The sequence below is a fragment of the Nocardioides sp. LHD-245 genome (assembly GCF_030929495.1).
In the GTDB taxonomy this organism is placed as follows: domain Bacteria; phylum Actinomycetota; class Actinomycetes; order Propionibacteriales; family Nocardioidaceae; genus Nocardioides.
Genome location: NZ_JAVFWN010000005.1, coordinates 142525 through 163113, shown reverse-complemented (window position 1 = coordinate 163113; position 20589 = coordinate 142525). Strand labels below are relative to the sequence as shown.

General features: G+C 73.4%; 21 protein-coding genes. 18 read left to right on the top strand and 3 right to left on the bottom strand.

Annotation, left to right across the window (positions count from 1 at the left end; translation table 11 throughout):
• Positions 1–6 precede the first annotated feature (6 nt).
• From RB608_RS09765 to RB608_RS09715, 11 genes are all read left to right on the top strand, one after another.
• The gene (locus tag RB608_RS09765; protein WP_308087646.1) at positions 7–1218 is read left to right on the top strand and encodes an acetyl-CoA C-acetyltransferase; all 1212 of its coding nucleotides are present in this window, start codon (positions 7–9) and stop codon (positions 1216–1218) included.
• A gap of 185 nt (positions 1219–1403) precedes the next feature.
• Positions 1404–3593 (top strand): 3-hydroxyacyl-CoA dehydrogenase NAD-binding domain-containing protein, encoded by a 2190-nt coding sequence (locus RB608_RS09760; protein WP_308087645.1) that lies wholly within the window; start codon positions 1404–1406, stop codon positions 3591–3593.
• Positions 3594–3700: 107 nt separating this feature from the next.
• Positions 3701–4894 (top strand): LCP family protein, encoded by a 1194-nt coding sequence (locus tag RB608_RS09755; protein ID WP_308087643.1) that lies wholly within the window; start codon positions 3701–3703, stop codon positions 4892–4894.
• 52 nt (positions 4895–4946) lie between these two features.
• Positions 4947–6206: an ornithine--oxo-acid transaminase gene (gene rocD, locus RB608_RS09750; RefSeq protein WP_308087642.1), complete on the top strand. Its 1260-nt coding sequence runs from the start codon at positions 4947–4949 to the stop codon at positions 6204–6206.
• Entirely contained in the window at positions 6203–6982 is a 780-nt protein-coding gene (locus RB608_RS09745) for an SDR family NAD(P)-dependent oxidoreductase (protein WP_308087641.1), read from the top strand. Before rocD ends, RB608_RS09745 begins: the two co-directional genes overlap by 4 nt.
• Positions 6979–8052, top strand: coding sequence for a phosphotransferase family protein (locus RB608_RS09740; RefSeq protein ID WP_308087640.1), 1074 nt, complete (start codon positions 6979–6981; stop codon positions 8050–8052). Before RB608_RS09745 ends, RB608_RS09740 begins: the two co-directional genes overlap by 4 nt.
• The gene (locus tag RB608_RS09735) at positions 8052–8741 is read left to right on the top strand and encodes a phosphoglycerate mutase family protein (protein WP_308087639.1); all 690 of its coding nucleotides are present in this window, start codon (positions 8052–8054) and stop codon (positions 8739–8741) included. Before RB608_RS09740 ends, RB608_RS09735 begins: the two co-directional genes overlap by 1 nt.
• An 11-nt stretch (positions 8742–8752) precedes the next feature.
• Entirely contained in the window at positions 8753–9847 is a 1095-nt protein-coding gene (locus RB608_RS09730) for a VanZ family protein (RefSeq protein WP_308087638.1), read from the top strand.
• A gap of 15 nt (positions 9848–9862) precedes the next feature.
• Positions 9863–10141 (top strand): AbrB/MazE/SpoVT family DNA-binding domain-containing protein, encoded by a 279-nt coding sequence (locus RB608_RS09725; RefSeq protein WP_308087637.1) that lies wholly within the window; start codon positions 9863–9865, stop codon positions 10139–10141.
• Between the two features lie 52 nt (positions 10142–10193).
• Positions 10194–10526 carry a PIN domain-containing protein gene (locus RB608_RS09720; RefSeq protein WP_308087636.1) on the top strand — a complete coding sequence of 111 codons (333 nt, stop codon included), beginning with the start codon at positions 10194–10196 and terminating at the stop codon, positions 10524–10526.
• Between the two features lie 40 nt (positions 10527–10566).
• Positions 10567–11301, top strand: coding sequence for a calcium-binding protein (locus RB608_RS09715; protein ID WP_308087635.1), 735 nt, complete (start codon positions 10567–10569; stop codon positions 11299–11301).
• Between the two features lie 20 nt (positions 11302–11321).
• Here RB608_RS09715 and RB608_RS09710 read toward each other — a convergent pair whose 3' ends face one another.
• A complete protein-coding gene (locus RB608_RS09710) occupies positions 11322–11945 on the bottom strand; it encodes a hypothetical protein (protein WP_308087634.1) in 624 nt (207 codons plus the stop codon).
• Between the two features lie 145 nt (positions 11946–12090).
• Between RB608_RS09710 and RB608_RS09705 the strand changes: the two genes are divergently transcribed.
• Genes RB608_RS09705 through RB608_RS09690 form a run of 4 tightly spaced genes read left to right on the top strand, consistent with a single transcriptional unit; the run spans position 12091 to position 16161 of the window.
• Positions 12091–12705, top strand: coding sequence for a PadR family transcriptional regulator (locus RB608_RS09705; protein WP_308087633.1), 615 nt, complete (start codon positions 12091–12093; stop codon positions 12703–12705).
• On the top strand, positions 12702–12827 hold the full coding sequence (locus RB608_RS09700) for a hypothetical protein (RefSeq protein WP_308087631.1): 126 nt from the start codon (positions 12702–12704) through the stop codon (positions 12825–12827). Before RB608_RS09705 ends, RB608_RS09700 begins: the two co-directional genes overlap by 4 nt.
• On the top strand, positions 12824–13543 hold the full coding sequence (locus RB608_RS09695; RefSeq protein ID WP_308087630.1) for an ABC transporter ATP-binding protein: 720 nt from the start codon (positions 12824–12826) through the stop codon (positions 13541–13543). The genes RB608_RS09700 and RB608_RS09695 overlap by 4 nt, the downstream gene beginning before the upstream one ends.
• Positions 13540–16161, top strand: coding sequence for an FtsX-like permease family protein (locus RB608_RS09690; RefSeq protein WP_308087629.1), 2622 nt, complete (start codon positions 13540–13542; stop codon positions 16159–16161). The genes RB608_RS09695 and RB608_RS09690 overlap by 4 nt, the downstream gene beginning before the upstream one ends.
• Before the next feature lie 9 nt (positions 16162–16170).
• Here the strand turns inward: RB608_RS09690 and yidC are convergent, their stop codons facing one another.
• Entirely contained in the window at positions 16171–16983 is an 813-nt protein-coding gene (gene yidC / locus RB608_RS09685; protein WP_308087628.1) for a membrane protein insertase YidC, read from the bottom strand.
• 53 nt (positions 16984–17036) lie between these two features.
• Positions 17037–17339 (bottom strand): hypothetical protein, encoded by a 303-nt coding sequence (locus RB608_RS09680; RefSeq protein WP_308087627.1) that lies wholly within the window; start codon positions 17337–17339, stop codon positions 17037–17039.
• 92 nt (positions 17340–17431) lie between these two features.
• On the opposite strand from RB608_RS09680, the gene RB608_RS09675 reads away from it, so the two are divergent.
• From RB608_RS09675 to RB608_RS09665, 3 genes are read left to right on the top strand one after another with little or no spacing between them, the layout of a single operon-like run.
• Positions 17432–18058: a TetR/AcrR family transcriptional regulator gene (locus RB608_RS09675; RefSeq protein ID WP_308087626.1), complete on the top strand. Its 627-nt coding sequence runs from the start codon at positions 17432–17434 to the stop codon at positions 18056–18058.
• Positions 18055–18873 carry a TIGR03084 family metal-binding protein gene (locus RB608_RS09670; protein ID WP_308087625.1) on the top strand — a complete coding sequence of 273 codons (819 nt, stop codon included), beginning with the start codon at positions 18055–18057 and terminating at the stop codon, positions 18871–18873. Before RB608_RS09675 ends, RB608_RS09670 begins: the two co-directional genes overlap by 4 nt.
• Positions 18870–20588 carry an acyclic terpene utilization AtuA family protein gene (locus RB608_RS09665; RefSeq protein ID WP_308087624.1) on the top strand — a complete coding sequence of 573 codons (1719 nt, stop codon included), beginning with the start codon at positions 18870–18872 and terminating at the stop codon, positions 20586–20588. The genes RB608_RS09670 and RB608_RS09665 overlap by 4 nt, the downstream gene beginning before the upstream one ends.
• Position 20589: the final 1 nt, after the last annotated feature.

Below are 20589 nucleotides of genomic sequence, written 5' to 3'. Positions count from 1 at the left end.
ACGGTCATGGCAGAAGCATTCGTGTACGACCACCTCCGCACGCCGCGCGGCCGGGGCAAGGCCAACGGCTCACTCCACGAGGTGAAGCCCGTCGACCTCGCCGTCGGACTGCTCGACGCCGTGCAGGAGCGCAACCCCGGGCTCGACACCCACCGCATCGACGACGTGATCCTCGGTGTCGTCTCGCCGATCGGCGACCAGGGTGGCGACATCGCCAAGACCGCGGCCATCGCCGCCGGCCTGCCGGACACCGTCGCCGGCGTCCAGCTCAACCGCTTCTGCGCGTCCGGCCTGGAGGCCGTCAACCAGGCCGCCGGCCGGGTCCGCGGCGGGTTCGAGGACCTGATCGTCGCCGGTGGCGTCGAGTCGATGAGCCGGGTGCCGATGGGCTCCGACGGCGGTGCCTGGGCGTCCGACCCAGCCACCGCCTTCAAGGCCGGCTTCGTGCCGCAGGGCATCGGCGCCGACCTGATCGCCACCCTCGAGGGCTGGAACCGCGAGGACGTCGACGCGTACGCCGCCGAGTCGCACCACCGCGCCGCCAAGGCCCAGGCCAACGGCTACTTCGACGGCGCGATCGTGCCGGTCAAGGACATCAGCGGCCTGACCATCCTCGACCGCGACGAGACGGTCCGCCCCGACACCTCCGTCGAGGGCCTCGCCGGCCTCAAGGCCTCCTTCGCCCAGCTCGGCGCCGACGCCGGCTTCGACGACGTGGCGCTCGAGAAGTACCACTGGGTCGAGAAGATCAACCACGTCCACCACGCCGGCAACTCGTCGGGCATCGTCGACGGCGCCGCGCTGACCCTGATCGGCAACGAGCAGGTCGGCCAGGACCTCGGCCTCACCCCACGCGCCCGGATCCTGGCGACCGCGGTCTCCGGCGCGGATCCGATCATCATGCTGACCGGCCCGGCCCCCGCCGCCCGCAAGGCACTGGCCAAGGCCGGCCTCGAGGTCGGCGACATCGACCTGTTCGAGATCAACGAGGCGTTCGCCGCGGTCGCGATGAGGTTCATGCGCGACATGGGCATCGGCCACGACATCACCAACGTCAACGGCGGCGCGATCGCCATGGGCCACCCGCTCGGTGCGACCGGCGCGATGATCCTCGGCACCCTGATCGACGAGCTCGAGCGGCGCGACCTGCGCCGCGGCCTGGCCACGCTGTGCGTCGGCGGCGGCATGGGCATCGCGACCATCGTCGAGCGCGTCTGATCGATGGGCCGAGCGTGTCGCAGACGGCGTTCGCCGCCCGGGGCCTCGCAAGCTCGGCCCCACGGGCTTCACGCCGTGCGGCTTCGCCGCCGTGCGCCACGCTGCCGGCCTGACGCCGCGAGCGACATGCTGCCGGCCGAGCTTCACCACAACTCTCGAACCTCTCGAACTCTCAAGGAACGACATTGAGCACCGACACCCAGACCGCGGTCCGCTACGACCGCGACGCCGACGGCATCGTCACCCTCACCCTCGACGACCCCAACCAGAGCGCGAACACGATGAACGAGCTCTACCGTGAGTCCATGGCGGCCGCGGTCGAGCGGCTGTACGCCGAGCAGGACGACGTCACCGGCGTGGTCATCGCCTCGGCCAAGAAGACCTTCTTCGCCGGCGGCGACCTCAAGCTGATGGTCCAGACCACCAGGGAGAACGCCGGCGAGGTCTTCGCCCAGTGCGAGAGCATCAAGGCGTCGCTGCGCCGCCTCGAGCTCTTCCCGAAGCCGGTCGTGGCCGCCATCAACGGCGCCGCCCTCGGCGGCGGCTACGAGATCACCCTCGCCGCCCAGCACCGGATCCTGGTCGACGACCCGAAGGTCAAGGTCGGCCTGCCCGAGGCGACCCTCGGCCTGCTCCCCGGCGGCGGCGGCGTCACCCGCGCCGTGCGCAAGTGGGGCCTGCAGACCGCGCTGATGGACGTGCTGCTCCAGGGCACCCAGTTCAACCCGCAGACCGCGCTCGCGAAGGGCGTCGTCGACGAGCTGGTCGCGACCCGGGAGGAGCTGGTCCCGGCCGCCAAGGCGTGGATCAAGGCCAACCCCGACTCCGCGCTGTCGCCGTGGGACGCCCCGGGCTACAAGATGCCCGGCGGTACGCCGAAGTCGCCGGCCCTCGCCGGCTTCCTCCCCGCCTTCCCGGCACTGCTGCGCAAACAGCTCAAGGGCGCCGACTACCCCGCACCGCGCGCGATCCTGTCCGCCGCGGTCGAGGGTGCGCAGGTCGACTTCGACACCGCCTCGCGGATCGAGTCGCGCTACCTGGCGAACCTGGTCGTCAACCAGGGCTCGAAGAACATGATCCAGGCGTTCTTCTTCGACCTCCAGGCGATCAACTCCGGCTCGCTCCGCCCGCAGGGCATCGAGCCCTACAAGGCGCGCAAGGCCGTCGTGCTGGGTGCCGGCATGATGGGTGCGGGCATCGCGTACGTGCTCGCCAAGGCCGGTGCCGAGGTCGTCCTCAAGGACGTCTCCGAGGAGGCCGCCGCGAAGGGCAAGGCCTACTCCGAGGGCCTGCTCGACAAGGCGATCAGCCGCGGCAGGTCGACCGAGGAGAAGAAGGCCGAGCTGCTCGGCCGCATCACCGCCACCGCCGACCCGGCCGCCGCTGCCGGCGCCGACATCGTGATCGAGGCGGTCTTCGAGGACCCGGCCCTCAAGGCCAAGGTCTTCGCGGAGATCCTGCCGCACCTCGCCCCTGACGCCCTGCTGTGCTCGAACACCTCGACGCTGCCGATCACCGACCTCGCCGCGGGCCTCGAGAACGAGGCCGACCGACCGCGGTTCATCGGCCTGCACTTCTTCTCGCCCGTCGACAAGATGCCCCTGGTCGAGATCATCGCCGGCAAGGAGACCTCCGACGAGGCGCTCGCCAAGGCCTACGACGTCGTCCTGCAGATCCGCAAGACGCCGATCGTCGTCAACGACAGCCGCGGCTTCTACACCTCGCGGGTCATCGGCTACATGGTCAACGAGGGCATGGCGATGCTCGCCGAGGGCGTGGCGCCGTACTCCATCGAGCGGGCCACCACCTCCGCCGGCTACCCGGCCCCGGTGCTGCAGCTCTCCGACGAGCTCAACCTGGAGCTGATGGCCAAGATCGCCAAGGCGACCATCGACGCCAACCCCGGCATGCCGGTCCACCCGGGCCAGGCCGTCGTCGGCAAGATGCTCGAGGCGGGGCGGGCGGGTCGCCTGCGCGGCGCCGGCTTCTACGACTACGTCGACGGCAAGCGCGGCTCCATCTGGGCCGGTCTCGCCGACCTCTTCCCCGTCGCCGAGGAGCAGCCGCCGATCGAGGACATCCGCGACCGGATGCTCTTCGCCGAGGCGCTCGAGACCGCGAAGACCTTCGAGGAGGGCGTCATCACCTCGGCGGCGGCCGCGAACATCGGCTCGATCATGGGCATCGGCTTCCCGCCCAACACCGGTGGCGCCGCCCAGTTCATGACCGGCTACGAGAACAAGGCCACCGGCGAGGTGGGCCTGGACGCCTTCCTCGCGCGTGCCGACGAGCTGGCCGCGAAGTACGGCGACCGTTTCCGGGCCACCCCGTGGCTGCGGGAGCTGGCCGCCTCGGGCGGGAGCTTCCCCGCCTGATCCCCGCCTGATCGCGCCGACCCGGCGCATCTGGACGTCCTGAGCACGCCGACCCGTCGCGTTCGAACGCGACGGGTCGGCGTGCGTGTGCCTGTAGGTTTCCGGTCATGGGAGGGCGGCGACGGGTGGCGCGGCCGGGGCGGACGGTGCTCCGGGTCATCGTGGCGAGCCTCGCGGCACTAGGCCTGCTGACCGGTCTGGGTGTCGTGCTCGTCTACCAGAACTGGAACGACAACCTCGAGCACCCGACGGTCGTCGGCAAGAACCGGCCCGACAAGAAGACCGAGGCGCTCAACATCCTGGTCATGGGCACCGACAGCCGTGGCTGCGAGGGGTGCAAGATCGACGGCGAGGCCGGGGGCGGCCTGTCCGACACCACGATCCTGTTCCACCTCTCGGCCGACCGGGAGTTCGCCTACGGCATCTCGATCCCGCGCGACACGGCGGTGATGCGACCGACCTGCTATCGAGCCGACAACAGCGAGATCCCCGCCGCGACGGCGTACGACAAGTGGAACGTCGCCTTCCAGGTCGGCGGGCCCGGCTGCACCCGCCAGCAGCTCGAGCAGCTGACCGGGATCCGCGTCGACAAGTTCGTCGTCGTCGACTTCAACCAGTTCAAGGACATGGTCGACGCCCTCGACGGTGTCGAGATCTGCGTCCCCGAGGAGATCGACGACACCACCGGCAACATCCATCTCGACGCCGGCACCCGCGAGGCCGACGGCGAGGAGGCGCTGGACTACGCGCGGGTGCGCTACGGCGTCAGCCAGGGCATCGACCCCTACCGGACCCGGCGCCAGCAGGCCCTCATCGGTGCGATGATCGACAAGGCCCTCACCCGCGGCATGCTCGCCCGCCCGGACCGGCTCGCGCGTTTCATCAGCGCCGCGACCACCGAGCTCGCGACCAACTTCGAGACGGTCGCGGAGATGGCCAAGGTCGCCGCCAGTGCCCAGGGCATCGACGCCGCCGACATCAAGTTCATCACCACGCCGTGGACCCTCGACACCGACAAGGTCAGCGGCGGCGTGGAGTGGCTGCCGTCGGTCGAGAAGCTGTGGCAGCTGGTGATCGCCGACCAGCCGCTCACCAAGGAGTTCCTCGACCAGGCGATCAGCGCCGACGACAGCCCGGACGGCAGCGGCGGCGCCGCGGGCTCCCCGTCGGGATCCCCGGCCGGCTCTCCGTCGGGCTCTCCGTCGGGATCCCCGTCCGCGACCCCCGGCGGTACGCCGACCCCGGCCCCCTCCGGCGGCCTGTCCCCCGACGACCGCGACGCGGCGGGCCTCTGCAGCTGACCCGCGAGAGGCGCATCCTGGAGTCCTCGGGACCGGACCGGAAGGGAGCACCATGACGACCACCACGCGGGCCACGCAGGACCCGGGGGCCACCGGCCCCACGCGCCGCCACATCGACCTGACCGAGACGTACGCCGCGCACAACTATCACCCGCTTCCGGTGGTCCTCGCCTCCGGGGAGGGCGCCTGGGTGACCGACGTCGACGGCCGGCGCTACCTGGACTGCCTCGCCGGCTACTCCGCCCTCAACTTCGGCCACGCCAACCCGCGCCTGGTCGCGCGCGCGGCTGCCCAGCTGGAGAGGCTGACCCTCACCAGCCGGGCGTTCTACAACGACCAGCTCGGACCGTTCGCGCAGGCGCTGGCCGAGCTGACCGGCAAGGACCTGATCCTGCCGATGAACTCCGGCGCCGAGGCGGTCGAGACCGCGATCAAGGTCAGCCGGAAGTGGGGCTACCGGGTCAAGGGCGTCGCGCCGGGCACGGCGAAGATCATCACGATGCAGGGCAACTTCCACGGCCGCACGACGACCATCGTCAGCTTCTCCGACGACGACGAGGCGACCGCGGACTACGGGCCGTTCACCCCGGGCTTCGTCGGCGTCCCGTACGGCGACCTGGATGCCGTCGCCGCCGCGATCGACGACGCGACGGTCGCCGTGCTCGTCGAGCCGATCCAGGGCGAGGGCGGGGTGGTCCTGCCGCCGGAGGGCTTCCTGCGGGCGCTGCGCGCGCTGTGCACCGAGCGCGACGTCCTCCTGGTGGCCGACGAGATCCAGTCCGGCCTGGCCCGCAGCGGCCGCACGTTCGCGTGCGACCACGAGGACGTCGTCCCCGACGTCTACGTGCTCGGCAAGGCGCTGGGCGGTGGGATCCTCCCGGTCTCGGCCGTCGCGGCGGACCGCGCGGTGCTCGAGGTGGTCCGGCCGGGCACCCACGGCTCGACCTTCGGCGGCAATCCGCTGGCCGCCGCGATCGGGCACGAGGTCGTGCAGATGCTCGCGACCGGCGAGTTCCAGGAGCGGGCGCGGGTGCTGGGGGCACGGCTCGAGGAGGGCCTGCGTGGGCTGGTCGGCCGTGGGCTGGTCGCGGTCCGGGCGCGCGGCCTGTGGGCCGGTGTCGACGTCGACCCGGCTCTGCTGACCGGCCGCGAGGTCGGCGAGGCCCTGATCCGGCACGGCGTCCTCGCCAAGGACACCCACGGCTCGACCGTGCGGTTCGCGCCGCCGCTGGTCTGCACGGAGGACGACATCGACCTGCTCGTGAGCGCCCTGCGGACCGTGCTCGCCGATGCCCTAGGGTCGGCCGGGTGACCGACCAGCCCCACCAGAACCTGCGTGTCCTCATCACCGGCGCGGCCTCCGGGCTCGGCGCCGCCCTGGCCCGGGCGTGGGAGGAGCGAGGCGCCGACGTGCTCCGCACCGACCGTGCGGAGGCCGAGGGGATCCTGCCGCTCGACATCACCAGCGACGGCGACTGGGTCGCGGCCCGCGACCACGTCGAGCGCACGTGGGGCGGGCTGGACGTGCTCGTCAACAACGCCGGCATCGCCGGCGGCGGGCGGCTCGACGTCGCGGGGATCGACGAGTGGCAGCGGCTGGTCGACATCAACCTGCTCGGCGCGGTCCGCGGCACGGCGACGTTCACCCCCGTGTTCAAGCGGCAGGGGAGCGGCCGGATTGTCAACATCGCCTCGCTCGCCGGGCTCGTGCACCCGGCCGGCATGGCCGGCTACAACGCCACCAAGGCAGCGGTCGTCGCGCTGACCGAGACCACCGGCCACGAGCTGGCCGCGCACGGGGTGAGCGCCCACGCCGTGTGCCCGTCGTACTTCCGCACCAACCTGATGGCCGCGGTCGAGGGTCGCGACGCGGCCCTGCAGACCGTGATGACCAAGCTGGTCGAGGACAGCCCCACCAGCGCCGACGACATCGCGGCCGCGGTGCTGGCCGGGATCGACGCCGGCACCGAGCTGATCGTGCCCGACGACGCCGCGCGTGCGGCGTACCAGCTGAAGCTGGGCGACCGGGCGGCGTACGACGCGGTCATGCGGGCCCAGGCGCGCAAGCTGGACGCGGTGGCCGAGTGAGCGGGGTGGGCGACGAGTCGCGTCCGGTCCGCGCGGAGGACGCCTTCGACGTCCCGGCCGTCGAGGCCTGGCTGGGCCGCGGCCCGATCGCCGAGGTGCGGCAGTTCCCGGGCGGGGCCTCCAACCTCACCTACCTGTTGCGGATGCAGACCGGCCCCGACCTGATCCTGCGCCGCCCGCCCGTCGGCACCAAGGCCAAGGGCGCGCACGACATGGGCCGCGAGTACCGGATCCAGGACGCGCTCAAGCCGGTCTTCGGCCAGGTGCCGGCGATGGTGGCGTACGGCACGGCCGAGGAGAGCCCGATCGGCAGCGAGCTCTACGTCATGGAGCGGCTCGACGGGCTGATCCCGCGCCGCGACTTCGGCTTCCCGGTCACCCCCGAGCAGGCGTCGGCGCTGTGCGACGCGGCGGTCGACATGCTGGTCGCGCTGCACACGGTCGACGTCAGCTCCGTGCTCGGCCTGGTCGCGCTCAACAAGGGCGACGGGTACGTCGCGCGGCAGCTCGGCGGCTGGATCGCGCGGCTGGACAACGCCCGCACAGACGACACCGGTGACTGGTCCGACATCACCGGCTGGCTCGACGCGCACCAGCCCGCCGACCTCGGACAGCGGATGATCCACAACGACTACCGCCTCGACAACATGGTGCTCGCCCCGGACGATCCGAGCCGGATCATCGGGCTCCTCGACTGGGAGCTCGCCACCGTCGGCGACCCGCTGATGGACCTCGGCTGCGCGCTGGCGTACTGGGTCGAGGCCGACGACGACGAGTTCTTCCTGCTGTTCCGGCGTCAGCCCACGACCGCGCCCGGCATGTGGACGCGTCGCCAGGTCGTCGAGGCCTACTGCGCCCGCACCGGCCTCTCGCTGACGCCCGCGCAGTGGACCTTCTACGAGGTCTTCGGCCTGTTCCGGCTCGCGGTCATCGCCCAGCAGATCTGGTACCGCTACTTCCACGGCCAGACCACCAACGAGACGTACGCCGCCTTCGGGCCCGCCGTCGGCTATCTCGAGGGGCGCTGCCGGCAGGTCATCGGCGTCCTGACCCAGGGGCAGGGCGCCTGATGGGCGTGCTGCTGCTCGTCCGCCACGGCCAGGCGTCGTTCGGTGCCGACGACTACGACGTGCTCTCCGAGAACGGCTGGGAGCAGGGTCGCGTGCTCGGCCGCTGGCTCGCCAAGGAGGGCCCCGAGCCCCTGTCCGTCGTGCACGGCGGCATGCGCCGGCACCGCGAGACGTGGGAGGCGATCGCCGAGGGCACCGGCTGGACCGGGCTCCCGGGCTCCCCGCAGGCCGAGGTCGACGAGGACTGGGCCGAGTTCGACCATCTCGCCGTGCTCGCGCGCTTCGCCGAGGCGACGGGGGCCGTCGGCTCGCGGGGCGACCACACCACCGACCGGCGCGCCTTCCAGGAGCAGTTCGAGGTCTCCACCGCGCACTGGGCCGCCGCCGGCCCGGACGGCGGCTACCCGGAGCCGTACGACGCCTTCGTCGGCCGGGCCCGCACCGCGCTCGACGCCGCGGCCGCTCGTCCCGGCCCGACCCTGGTGGTCACGTCGGGTGGCGTGATCGCCGCCCTGGCCGCGCTGCTCGTCGTACCGGAGCCCGGGGCGGTGGGCCCGGTCTGGGCGCGGTTCAACACGGTCATCGCCAACACCTCGGTCACCCGGGTGATCGTCGGCGCCACCGGGGCCCGGCTGCTGACGTTCAACGAGCACCCGCACCTGCCGCGGCCGCTGGTGACCTACCGCTAGGTCCGCATCCGATGTCCGACCAGGTGCTGAACGCCGTCATCGCGACGGGCCTCGGCAGCGTGGTCGCGGTGGTGCTGCTGCTGCCGGTGGCCGCGGTCGAGTACCGCCGCGACGGTCGGCTCGGCCCGCACGACCTGCTGGTGCTGCTCTCCGGCGCGGTCTACGCGCTGGCCCTGTGGACCTACACCCTGCTGCCGATGCCGGCGGGTGACGACTTCGTCTGTGTCGGGCGGCAGACGGTCCCGTTCGACACGATGCGCGGGATCGACTGGGGTGACCTCGGGTCGCGGGCCGGGCTGTCGGCGCTGGCGCACGACGCGGCGTTCCTGCAGGTGGCGCTCAACGTGCTGCTGTTCGTGCCGCTCGGCTGGTTCGTGCGGCGCATCGCGCGCCGCGGGGTCGTGGTGGCCACACTCCTCGGCTTCGGGGTCTCGCTGCTCATCGAGACCACCCAGGCCACCGGCGTGTGGCATCTCTACGACTGCGCCTACCGGCTCTTCGACGTCGACGACCTGATGCTCAACACGCTCGGCGCGGCCCTCGGCTCGCTGGTGTCGGCGATCTTCATCCGCCGGCGGCGACCGGAGGTGGTGTGGCCGACGACGATCACCCTCGGCCGGCGACTGGTCGGGATGGTCTGCGACGTCCTCTTCGTGGTGCTGCTCGGCTCGGCGCTGTCCGTGGCCTGGCGGGCCGTGCAGCTGTACGTCGTCGAGGTCCCCTTCGAGGACCTGCCCACCACGCCGGAACGCCTGCTGCAGTGGGGTGTCCCGGGCCTGATCGAGGCGGTCGCCGTCCTCCTCGGCGGGCGGACGGTCGGCGAGTGGGTGGTGTCCGTGCGGACGGTCGGCCGCCGCGGCCCGGTCCCGTTGGCCCGGCTGGTCAAGCTCGCCACCGGCGTGGGCCCGCTGATCGTGCTGCTCGCGCTCCCGGGCGCGTGGACCGGAGCGGTGCTGCTGATCTTCGTGATGCTCACGGTCGCCGCGGCGATCCCGCGGGCGGGCGGGCACCGCGGGCTGTCCCACACGGCAGCCGGCCTCGACCTGGAGATAGTGCTGCCGCGCTCGGTGCGTCAGTCCGCCACCCCGGCCCGATGGCATCCTTGATGGTATTCTCCTACCATGACGGCTGCCATCCAGACCACCATCGACAGTGCCGGGCGCATCGTCGTACCCAAGGCGATCCGCGACGCCATGGGGCTGACCGGTGGCACCCGGGTCGACCTGTTCTTCGACAACGGGCGACTGCAGATCGAGCTGCCGCGGGCCGAGGTCGAGATCGAGTTCCCCGAGGGTGAGTTCCCGCGCATCGTCTACAAGAACCTCCCCCCCGACGCGCCGCCGCTCACCGACGAGATGATCCGCGAGACCCTGGAGGCCGTGCGTGAGCGCCGCCTGTGACACCAGCCTCCTGGTCCCCGCGTTGAACCCACGCCATCCCGACCATGGTGCGGTGCGCGGAGTCAGGTCGCAGGTGAGCGCGGTGCCGGCTCATGTGTTGCTGGAGACCTACAGCGTGCTGACCCGCGTCCAGGACCCCTACTACATGTCGGGCAAGGATGTGGCGCGTGCGCTCGACGGCCTCGGGCTCGAGGTGATCGGCCTGCCCGAGTCGCGCCAGGTCGAGTTGGTGGCCACCTTGGCCGCCGCGGACGTCGATGGCGGCGCGGTCTACGACGGGCTGGTCGGATCGACCGCCCTGCATCACGACGTGGAGCTGATCACCCGCGACCGCCGGGCCCGGTCGACGTACGACGCGCTGGGGGTCCGCTACCGGCTGATCTGAGCGTCGGTGACATCCTGCCCTGGTGCGACAGGGTGCGGGGATGCGGAGAGCTCGGGTCGCGGCGACAGCGGCGCTGCTGGCGGCCGGCGGCGGTCTGGCCGGAGCGGCGCCCTCGCCGGCGCAGGCGCCGGTGCCGACCTGCGCCGGCAAGCGGGCGACGATCGTCGACCCGTCGAAGGGCGACGACCGGATCGTCGGCACCCGGGGGCGCGACGTGATCGTGGCCGGGCGGGGCAAGGGCCGTGACGTGGTCCTCGGGCTCGACGGCAACGACCTGATCTGCGGCGACGCGCGGACCCGGGTGCTCGGCGGCAGGGGCGACGACACGATCCACGGAGCGGGGAGCGCCGACGGAGGCAAGGGCGCGGACCGGTTCTACGGCGTCGGCACCGCTCGCGGCGGCAAGGGCGCCGATCGGTACTGGGCACCGCTGGGAACCGGGTCGTTCGACGGCGGGCCGGGCTACGACCGGGTGACCTTCTACGACGGCTACGTGCCCGGCCTGACCTCCGGCGTCTACGTCAACCTCGCCACCGGCTCGGCCAGCGCCGAGACCGAGGTCGGCGGACTGCGCTTGCGGACCGCGCTCGCCGGCGTCGAGGAGGTCCGGGGCACCCCCGACGACGACCTCATCCTCGGCGACGCCTTCGACAACGTGCTGCGCGGTGGGGCCGGCAACGACGTGCTCAACGGCCGGGGCGGCTACGACACCGTGATCGGCGGCCGGGGCAGGGACTCCTGCACCGGAGAGGTCCGCCAGAGCTGCGAGCGGTAGCGCTGCGCCCCGGGTCGCGCTCAGCCCATCTTCCGCGCGGCGACCCGGGCCAGCCGGACGAAGGCGGTCTTGCGGACCTGGCTCGGCTGCTCCACGCTGAGCAGCAGGAGGCGCTTGCCCTGGCGGACCGCCACGGTGAGGTAGTGGCGGCTCGGCAGGTTCTTCTCGGGCGCGAAGATCTCGGTGGTGCGGAAGCCGATCCGCTGGTCGCCGAACTTCGGCATCCGCACCGGCTGGACCGTGGTGTCGACCCCGGCCCAGTGCTGGCCGCAGTCGCGCACATAGGTGCGGAAGGTCGTGAGGAGTCGACGGGCGGTCGCCTTGTTGCGGAACTGGATCACGTCGGCCCGCATCGAGCGGCTGGCGTACGCGTCCTGGCCCCCGAACTGCCTGCCCGAGGTGCCGTCGACCCGCTCCCAGGTCGAGCACACGCCGTCGTAGTAGCTGAGGGTCCGGTAGGGGACCCGGCCGAGGTCGAGGCGCTTGAGACCCGGGAACGCCCGGACGACGTCGGCGCGGGTCACCACGTCGTCGCCGTCCACCCGGGGTGCGGCCGCTCGGCCGCCCGGTGCGGAGACGAGCAGCAGGCTGGTCACGATCAGCGCCAGCAGGGTGGTCAGGGCGGCGAGGCGGGTGCGGTGCATGGGGTTCCTTCCGGAGGCCGGCATCCCCTGCCCGCTACCCCTGCGGCGGTCGGGGCAAACGAGTGGTGGCGCCGCGGTTCGTCGGCTCACCATATACCGGGTATATACTTCCTATACCCGGTATGTACCCACCCAAGGAGCCCTCATGTCCGTGAAGCACGCGCTGCTCGCGCTGCTCGAGCAGGAGCCGATGTACGGCTACCAGCTGCGCGCCGAGTTCGAGCGGCGCACCGGCACCGCCTGGCCGCTCAACGTCGGGCAGGTCTACACGACCCTGACCCGGCTGGAGCGCGACGGACTCGCCGTCGCCGGCGGCGAGGACGGTGAGGGCCACCTGGTCTACCGGATCACCGACGACGGCCGGGCGGAGGTCGCGAGCTGGTTCACCACGCCGGTCGCCCGCACCCAGCCGCCGCGCGACGAGCTCGCCATCAAGCTCGCGCTCGCGGTCACCGTCCCCGGCGTCGACGTCGACACCGTCATCCAGCAGCAGCGCAGCGCCACCATGGCCGCGCTCCAGGACTACACCCGGCTCAAGCGCCGGGCGGCCGAGGCGGCCGACGGTGCCGAGCGGGCGGACCTCGCGTGGAGCCTGGTCCTCGACTCGCTGGTGTTCGGTGCCGAGGCCGAGATCCGCTGGCTCGACCACTGCGAGGCCCGACTGCGGCGAGCCGCGGTCGAGCAGGGCCGCGCCGCCGCCCGCCCGCCCGCCGCCGCGCCCCGGCCGGTCGGCGAGGCGCCCGCGCGAGGTGCCCGATGAACGCCCGCGACGAGGACCAGGTTCGCCGGCTCGACCGCGCCGAGCGGCGCTGGCTCGCCGATGCGCGGGCCCGCCTGGAGCGCATCCGCGACGACCGACTCTCTGTGAAGGAACACCGATGAACGCCGTCCTGCAGCTCACCGACGTCACCCGGGTCCACGGGACCGGAGCGGGGGAGGTCCACGCGCTGCGCGGGATCTCCTTCGCCGCCCACGCGGGCGAACTGGTCGCGGTGATGGGCCCCTCCGGGTCCGGCAAGTCCACGCTGCTGACCATCGCGGGCGGTCTCGACCAGCCGACCTCCGGTGCGGTCCGGGTGGAGGGCACCGACCTGGTGGGCCTCGGCCAGCAGGAGCGCGCCCGGATGCGGCGTACGTCGATCGGCTACGTCTTCCAGGGCCTCAACCTGATCCCGGCGCTCACCGCGGCCGAGAACGTCGCCCTGCCGCGTGAGCTCGACGGGATGTCGGTCCGGACCGCCCGTGAGGAGGCGCTGCAGGCGCTGGAGGAGGTCGGCATCGCCGATCTGGCCGAGCGCTTCCCCGACGACATGTCGGGCGGCCAGCAGCAGCGCGTGGCGATCGCCCGCGCGGTCGTCGGCGAGCGGCGGCTGATCCTGGCCGACGAGCCGACCGGTGCCCTCGACACCGAGACCGGTGAGGGGATCCTCGGGCTGCTGCGCGCCCGGTGCGACGCGGGTGCCGCCGGGGTGCTGGTCACCCACGAGGCGCGGCACGCGGCGTGGGCGGACCGGGTCGTCTTCCTCCGCGACGGGGTCGTGGTCGACGAGACCGGCACCGACCGGGTCGAGGTCCTGACCGAGCGGGCCGACGCATGAGCGGTCCCACCCGCAGCGGTGTGCGCCTCGCCGGCTGGCGGATCGCGCTGCGTCTGGCCCGCCGCGAGGCGCTGCGCCGCCGCGCGCAGACCGCCCTGATGCTGGTCCTGGTCTGCCTGCCCGTGCTGGCCGTCGCCGCGGCCGCGGTCGTGTGGCGGACCGCGAACGTCTCCGGCGCCGAGGGTGTCGAGCGCCGGATGGGTACGGCGGCCGCGCTGGTCTACGGCAGCGGCACGACCGAGGTGCTGCAGTCGTTCGACCCCGACGGCACCACCTCCTGGGTCGGCGAGGAGGAGCACGTCTCGACCGCCGCGGAGGTCCAGCAGGTGCTGGGCGCCGACCGGCCGCTCCTCCCGATCGACCGGGAGTACCTCTCCTACGCCACCGACCGCGGCGTCGGCGACGTCGTCGTCACCCAGACCGACCTCGCCGATCCCCTGGCCCGTGGCCTGTTCCGGCTCGAGGACGGCCGACTGCCGCGCACCACCGGCGAGGTCGTCGTCAACCCCGCCCTGGTCCGCCGCGGCCCCGGACTCGGCGAGACCCTCACCGCGCTGCGTCGCAGCGCCGACGGCGAGACCCGCACGGAGCTGCGGATCGTGGGGATCGTCGAGAGCGCCACGACCCGCGACGACGCCGTCGCGGCGGTGCTCCCGGGTGCGATCGGCATGCCCGACGCCCCGCCGCAGTGGCTGGTCGGCGGCGCCCCGGTGAGCTGGGACGACGTCCGCGCGCTCAACGCCGTCGGCCTCCTCGCGGCCTCCCGGGAGGTGCTCTCCGACCCGCCGCCCGCCACGGCACTGCCACCGGAGGTGGTGAGCGACGAGCCGGCCGACGAGACCGCGCTGACCGCGCTGGTGCTGGTCGCGACCATGGTGCTGCTCGAGGTGGTGCTGCTCGCCGGCCCGGCTTTCGCCGTCCGGGCGCGGGCCCAGGCCCGCACCCTGGCCCTCGTCGCGGCCGCCGGCGGCACACCGGCCCAGGCCCGGCGTACCGTGCTCGCCTCGGGCGTCGTGGTGGGCCTGCTGGGCGGCGCTCTCGGTGCCGTGCTCGGCGTCGGGGCGGGGGCGTTGCTGGTCCCGGTGGCCCAGCGCTTCCAGGGCACCTGGTTCGGGCCGTTCGAGGTGCCGTGGCCGTTGCTGCTCGCGGTCGCCGCCTTCGGCCTCGCCGCGGCCGTGCTCGCCGCCGTGGTCCCGGCGTACTCCGCCTCCCGCAACGACGTCGTCGCCGTGCTCGCCGGCCGGCGCGGGGAGGGCCGGGCGTCCCGGCGCTCGCCGGTGCTGGGGCTCGTCCTCATCGCCGTGGGCGTGCTCGCGGGCCTGGTCGGCTCCCGGGCGAGCGGTGCATCGCCGGCGCTGGTCGGCGCGTCCGCCCTGCTGTCCGTCGTCGGCATGATCCTGCTCGTCGCGACCGCCGTGGCCGCCGTGGGCCGGGTCGCTCGCCGGTTCCCGCTGGCCCTGCGCTTCGCCGCCCGCGACGCGGCCCGGCACCGCACCCGGACCGTCCCCGCCGTGGCCGCCGTCGGTGCGACCGTCGCCGGGGTGATCGCCCTCGGCGTCGCCCTCAGCAGCCAGCAGGCGGCCGACGAGCGGGACTACGACCCACAGCTCGCCCACGGGTACGCCGCCCTGCCGATCGTCGGCGATGCCGATCCCGCGACCGTCCGTGGGGTGCTCGCCCAGCGGCTCCCGGGCGCCGAGATCGCCGAGATCGCCGGAGTCCGCCTCGCCGGGGAGGGGACCTGGACGGACCTGTCGCTCGACCTGGACGGCGAGCCGTTCGTGCTGCCGACCTTCGGCAGCCTCGGCTCCTCGTTCCTCGTCGGCACCACCGTGCCGGCGGCCGTCGGCCTCGCGCCGGCCGAGCGGACGGCGGCCGAGGAGGCGCTCGCCGCGGGCCGCCTCGTCGTGCTGGGCCGGTCCGAGGCATCCCCCGACCGGCTGCGCGCCGTCGTCCGGGTGACCGAGGACGTCACGGAGGAGGTCGTCGACGAGCGGTCCCGCGACGTGGACGTCACGCTGGTGCACTCGCCCGCCGCGCTCCCGGCCGCGGCCGGCATCCTGCCCCCGGCGCTCGCCGACGAGCTGGGCCTGACGACCGCCACGACCGCACTGGTGGTCGCGCCGACCATCAGCGAGGCCGCCCGGGAGGACCTCTCCGAGGCACTCGCGACCGTGGCCGGCACGGGCGAGCTCTACGTGGAGCGCGGCTTCGAGCCCGACCCCGCGGTGCGGATCCTGCAGTGGGTGCTCGCCGTCCTCGGTGGCGTGATGATGCTCGGCGGCACCCTGACCGCCACCTTCCTCGCGCTGTCCGACGCCCGCCCCGACCTCGCCACGATGGCCGCGGTCGGCGCCCGGCCGCGGACCCGCCGCCGGGTCGCGGCGGCCTACGCCCTCGTCGTGGGACTGGTCGGTGCCCTGCTGGGCGCCCCGATCGGCTTCGTCCCGGGCGTCGCCGTGAGCCGGCCGCTCTCCCGCGACGACGACGGCGCGACCCTGCTCGCCGTACCGTGGCCGCTGCTCGCGGTCGTGGTGGTCGGGCTGCCGCTGCTTACCGCCGCCGCGGTCGGGCTGTGCGCGCGGGGCCGGCTGCCGCTGGTGGCGCGGATCGACTAGGGCGACGGCCTAGCCCCCGACGGCTCCGCGGGCCGCGGCCCGGGCCGCCGCGGGCGAGCCCGGCGTCGGGAACCACCGGTGGATCACCGCGGCCTGTCCACAGGTCCACAGCGAGCTGCAGACCCAGTAGGCGAGCAGCGCGACCGGGACGGCGCTGCCGGCGACGAGCATCGCGCCCGCGGACAGCAGCGGCGCGAGCTGCTGGGCGCTGACCATCGCGTCCGGCAGGTCCGCGGTGACGGTGGTCGGCGCCACCAGGTAGCGCTGGGTGACGAAGCCGACCACCGCCGCGGTGCCGGCCAGTCCGGCGACCACGGCGAGATGGGTGGCTCCGCCGCCGACGTACCCGTGCGCCGCGAGGGGGACGCCGGCGATGGTGGCCGCCCCGAACGACGCGACCAGCGTGGGCGTCAGGGCGCCCACCGCCGTCCCGGCGGTGACCTGGCGCAGCAGGTGGTAGAGCGCCATCCAGACCGGGATCTGCGCCAGCGTCGGCAGGCAGCCGAGCCGGGAGACGCCGTGCTCGGCGCCGAGTCGCCGCCGCTCCTCGAGGAAGGCCCGCATGCTCTCGGGATCGCGGCGGTCGGCGTACTTCTCGGACAGGCGTTTGAGGTGCGGCCGGGCGCGGGCGCCGGCGTGGGCCTGGCGGACGCCACGGACGACCAGCGGCAGCAGGGCGAGGCGGACGATGACGACCACGCCGGCGATGCTCAGCAGCCAGGTGCCGCCGCCGTCCGGGTCGGCGCCCAGGGCGGTGACGAGGGTGTGGGCTCCCGCGACGACGGTCGCAAGGGCATGGGACAACGGGTCGAGCAGGGACATGCGAGAGCTCCTGGAGGGAAGGGGAACGGGGCCATGGCGCGCGTCGGCGCGCGTCAGGCCCGTCCAGGAGCGCGGGGTCGCACCGGGTGCCGGACCGGGTCGGCCACCCGGGCCGCCAGCGTCGGCACCGGCTGCCGGGCACCAGGCCAGGCCGCGGGCCGCAGCACCAGCACCCCGCCGGCGGCGGTGCGGACCAGGCCCGCCGCGGCCACCGCGAGCATCGCGACCGCGGTCGCGAGCGGGGCATCGGCGCTGAGCGCGATCAGCGACGAGGTCAGCGCCGCGACCAGCGCCGCGGCGAGGCCGGCCACCAGCACGGAGACCCGTGCGGTGCGCTGGTCCTGCTCGCCGTCCACGGTCCCGATCGTACGGCGGGGCCGGGAACGACCGCCCGGGGACACTTAAAGTCAGGCTTGACTGTTTGTTTGTCCGACGGCATGCTGGCGCCATGAGCTCGCCGGCCGCCACGCGCGTCCCCCAGGAGGAGCGCACCCGGGCGATGCGGCAGCGGCTGATGGCCGCGACCGTCGAGCTGCTGGTCGAGAAGGGCTTCGGGGGCACGACGACCACGCTGGTCTCCGAGCGCGCGGGCGTGAGCCGGGGCGCGCAGCTGCACCACTTCCCGACCAAGAACGACCTCGTCGTCGCGGCGGTCGCGCACCTCACCGCGATCCGCGGCTCCGACCTCGAGGCGGCGGTGGCGAAGCTGCCCCGGGCCGAGGGGCGGACCGAGGCGGTCGTGCAGATGCTGGGCGACCACTTCGCCTCCGACGTGTTCACCGCGGCCCTCGAGCTCTGGGTCGCCGCGCGCACCGACGACACGCTGCACCAGGCGGTCGCGCCGCTGGAGCAGCACCTCGGTCGCGAGACGCACCGGCTCACGGTCGAGCTGCTCGGCATCGACGAGTCACGGCCCGGCGCGCGCGAGCTGGTGCAGGCCACTCTCGACCTGGTGCGTGGACTCGGCCTCGCCAACACGATCGGCGACGACGCCCGACGTCGCCGCCGGATCCTCACCGAGTGGGCGCGCACGCTCGACGCCGCGCTCCGCAACCCGCAAGGAGACCCCGCATGAGCGTCCTCGACGACGTGCTCGCCGACCTGGCCGCCGAGGGCGACCAGCTCCGTACGACGGTCGCCGCCCTCGCCGCCGACGGCTGGCGCACGACGACGCCGGCCGAGGGCTGGGACGTCGCGACGACGATCGCCCACCTGCTCTGGACCGACGAGGTCGCCGTCCTGGCCGCCGGGGCGCTCGCCGGCGACGCGGGCAAGCAGGCCTGGGACGCCGTCGTCCTGACCGCGATCGAGGACCCGACCGGCTTCGTCGACAAGGAGGCGCTGCGGATCGGCGCCGCCGCCCCCGACGAGCTCCTCGCCCGCTGGGACGCCGCCCGCCCGGCCCTCGTCGCGGCGCTCCGCGCTCACCCCGACGGGCAGAAGCTCCCCTGGTTCGGCCCGCCGATGTCCCCGACGTCGATGGCGACCGCGCGGTTCATGGAGACCTGGGCCCACTCCCTCGACGTCTACGACGCGCTGATCTCGGCCGGCTCGATCACCACCAGGCCCGAGGTGACCGACCGGATCAGGCACGTCGCCCACATCGGCGTCCGCACCCGCGACTTCGCCTACGCCAACAACGGCCTCGATGCCCCCGCCGAGGAGTTCCGGGTCGAGCTCACCGCGCCCAGCGGCGCGGTGTGGACCTGGGGTCCCGAGGACGCCGAGCAGCGCGTCACCGGCGAGGCCTACGAGTTCTGCCAGCTCGTCACCCAGCGCATCCACCGCGACGACACCCACCTGAAGGCTGTCGGCGACGACGCCGAGAAGTGGCTGGCCATCGCCCAGGCCTTCGCCGGTCCGGCCGGCGGCGGGAGGGATCCCCGATGACCGCCGGCGCGCTCAAGGTCGCCAACTGCAGCGGCTTCTACGGCGACCGCCTCTCGGCCCTGCGCGAGCAGCTCGAAGGGGGAGAGGTCGACGTCATCACCGGCGACTACCTCGCCGAGCTGACCATGCTGATCCTCGGCATGGACACCCTGCGCGACGCCGACCTCGGCTACGCCCGTACCTTCCTCAAGCAGCTCGAGGACACGCTCGGCCTCGCGCTCGACCAGGGCGTGAAGATCGTCAGCAACGCGGGCGGGCTCAACCCCGCCGCGCTCGCCGCCAAGATCCAGGCGCTCGGCACCGGCGCCAAGGTGGCGTACGTCGAGGGCGACGACCTGCGCTCGGCGAACCTGTTCGAGGGCGCGCTCACCGCCAACGCCTACCTGGGCGCCTTCGGCATCGCGTCCGCGCTGAGCAACGGCGCCGACGTCGTCGTCACCGGCCGGGTCACCGACGCGAGCGTCGTCGTCGGCCCGGCGATCGCCCACCACGGCTGGAGCGCCACCGACTACGACGCCCTGGCCGGCGCGGTCGTCGCGGGCCACGTCATCGAGTGCGGGACGCAGGCCACCGGCGGCAACTTCTCGGGCTTCACCGACCTGTTCCGCGCCGGTGCGCCGATGACGACGCCGCTCGGCTTCCCGATCGCCGAGGTCGCGGCCGACGGCAGCAGCGTGATCACCAAGCACGACGGCACCGGTGGCGCGGTCACGGTCGACACGGTCACCGCGCAGCTGCTCTACGAGATCCAGACGACGCGCTACCTCAACCCCGACGTCACCACGCACCTCGACTCGATCCGGCTCCACCAGCAGGGTCCCGACCGGGTCGAGATCAGCGGCGTCATCGGCAGCGCGCCGCCCGCGCAGCTCAAGGTCGCGGTCAACACCCTCGGCGGCTACCGCAACCAGGTCGAGTTCGTGCTCACCGGTCTCGACATCGACGCCAAGGCCGACTGGCTGCGCAGCCAGCTCGACCCGCAGCTCACCGCGGCCGACGTCACCTGGACCCAGACCCCCGCACGTACGGGCGATGCGGACACCGAAGAGGGTGCCTCGGTCATCCTGCGCTGCATCGGCAAGGACCCCGAGGCAGGCCCGCTCGGCAAGCCGTTCACCGGCCCGGCGGTCGAGCTCGCGCTCGCCAGCTACCCGGGCTTCACGATGACCACGCCGCCCCAGAAGCCCAGTCCGTTCGGCATCTACCGCCCCGAGTACGTCGACCGCGGCGCCGTCGAGCACACCGTCGTCCACCACGACGGGACCCGCGAGGTGATCGCCGACCCGACCACCTTCGCCGACCCCGCGGAGCTCGACCCGGCGCTCGGCACGCGCCCGTCGCCGTACCCGGCGCCGGCCGACACGATCACCCGCCGGATGCCGCTCGGCACGTTCGTGCACGCCCGCTCCGGCGACAAGGGGGGCAACGCCAACCTCGGCCTGTGGGTCAAGAACGACGGCTCGGAGCGCTACGAGGCCCGTGTGCAGTGGCTCGCCAAGATCGTCAAGGACCGCAAGATCCGCGAGCTGGTTCCTGAGGCGAAGGATCTCGACGTCGACGTCTACGTGCTCCCCAACCTGGGTGCGGTCAATGTCGTGATCCATGGCCTGCTCGGCGACGGCGTCGCCGCGTCCACCCGGTTCGACCCCCAGGCCAAGGGCCTCGGCGAGTGGGTCCGCAGCCGGATCGTCCACATCCAGGAGGACTTGGTATGAA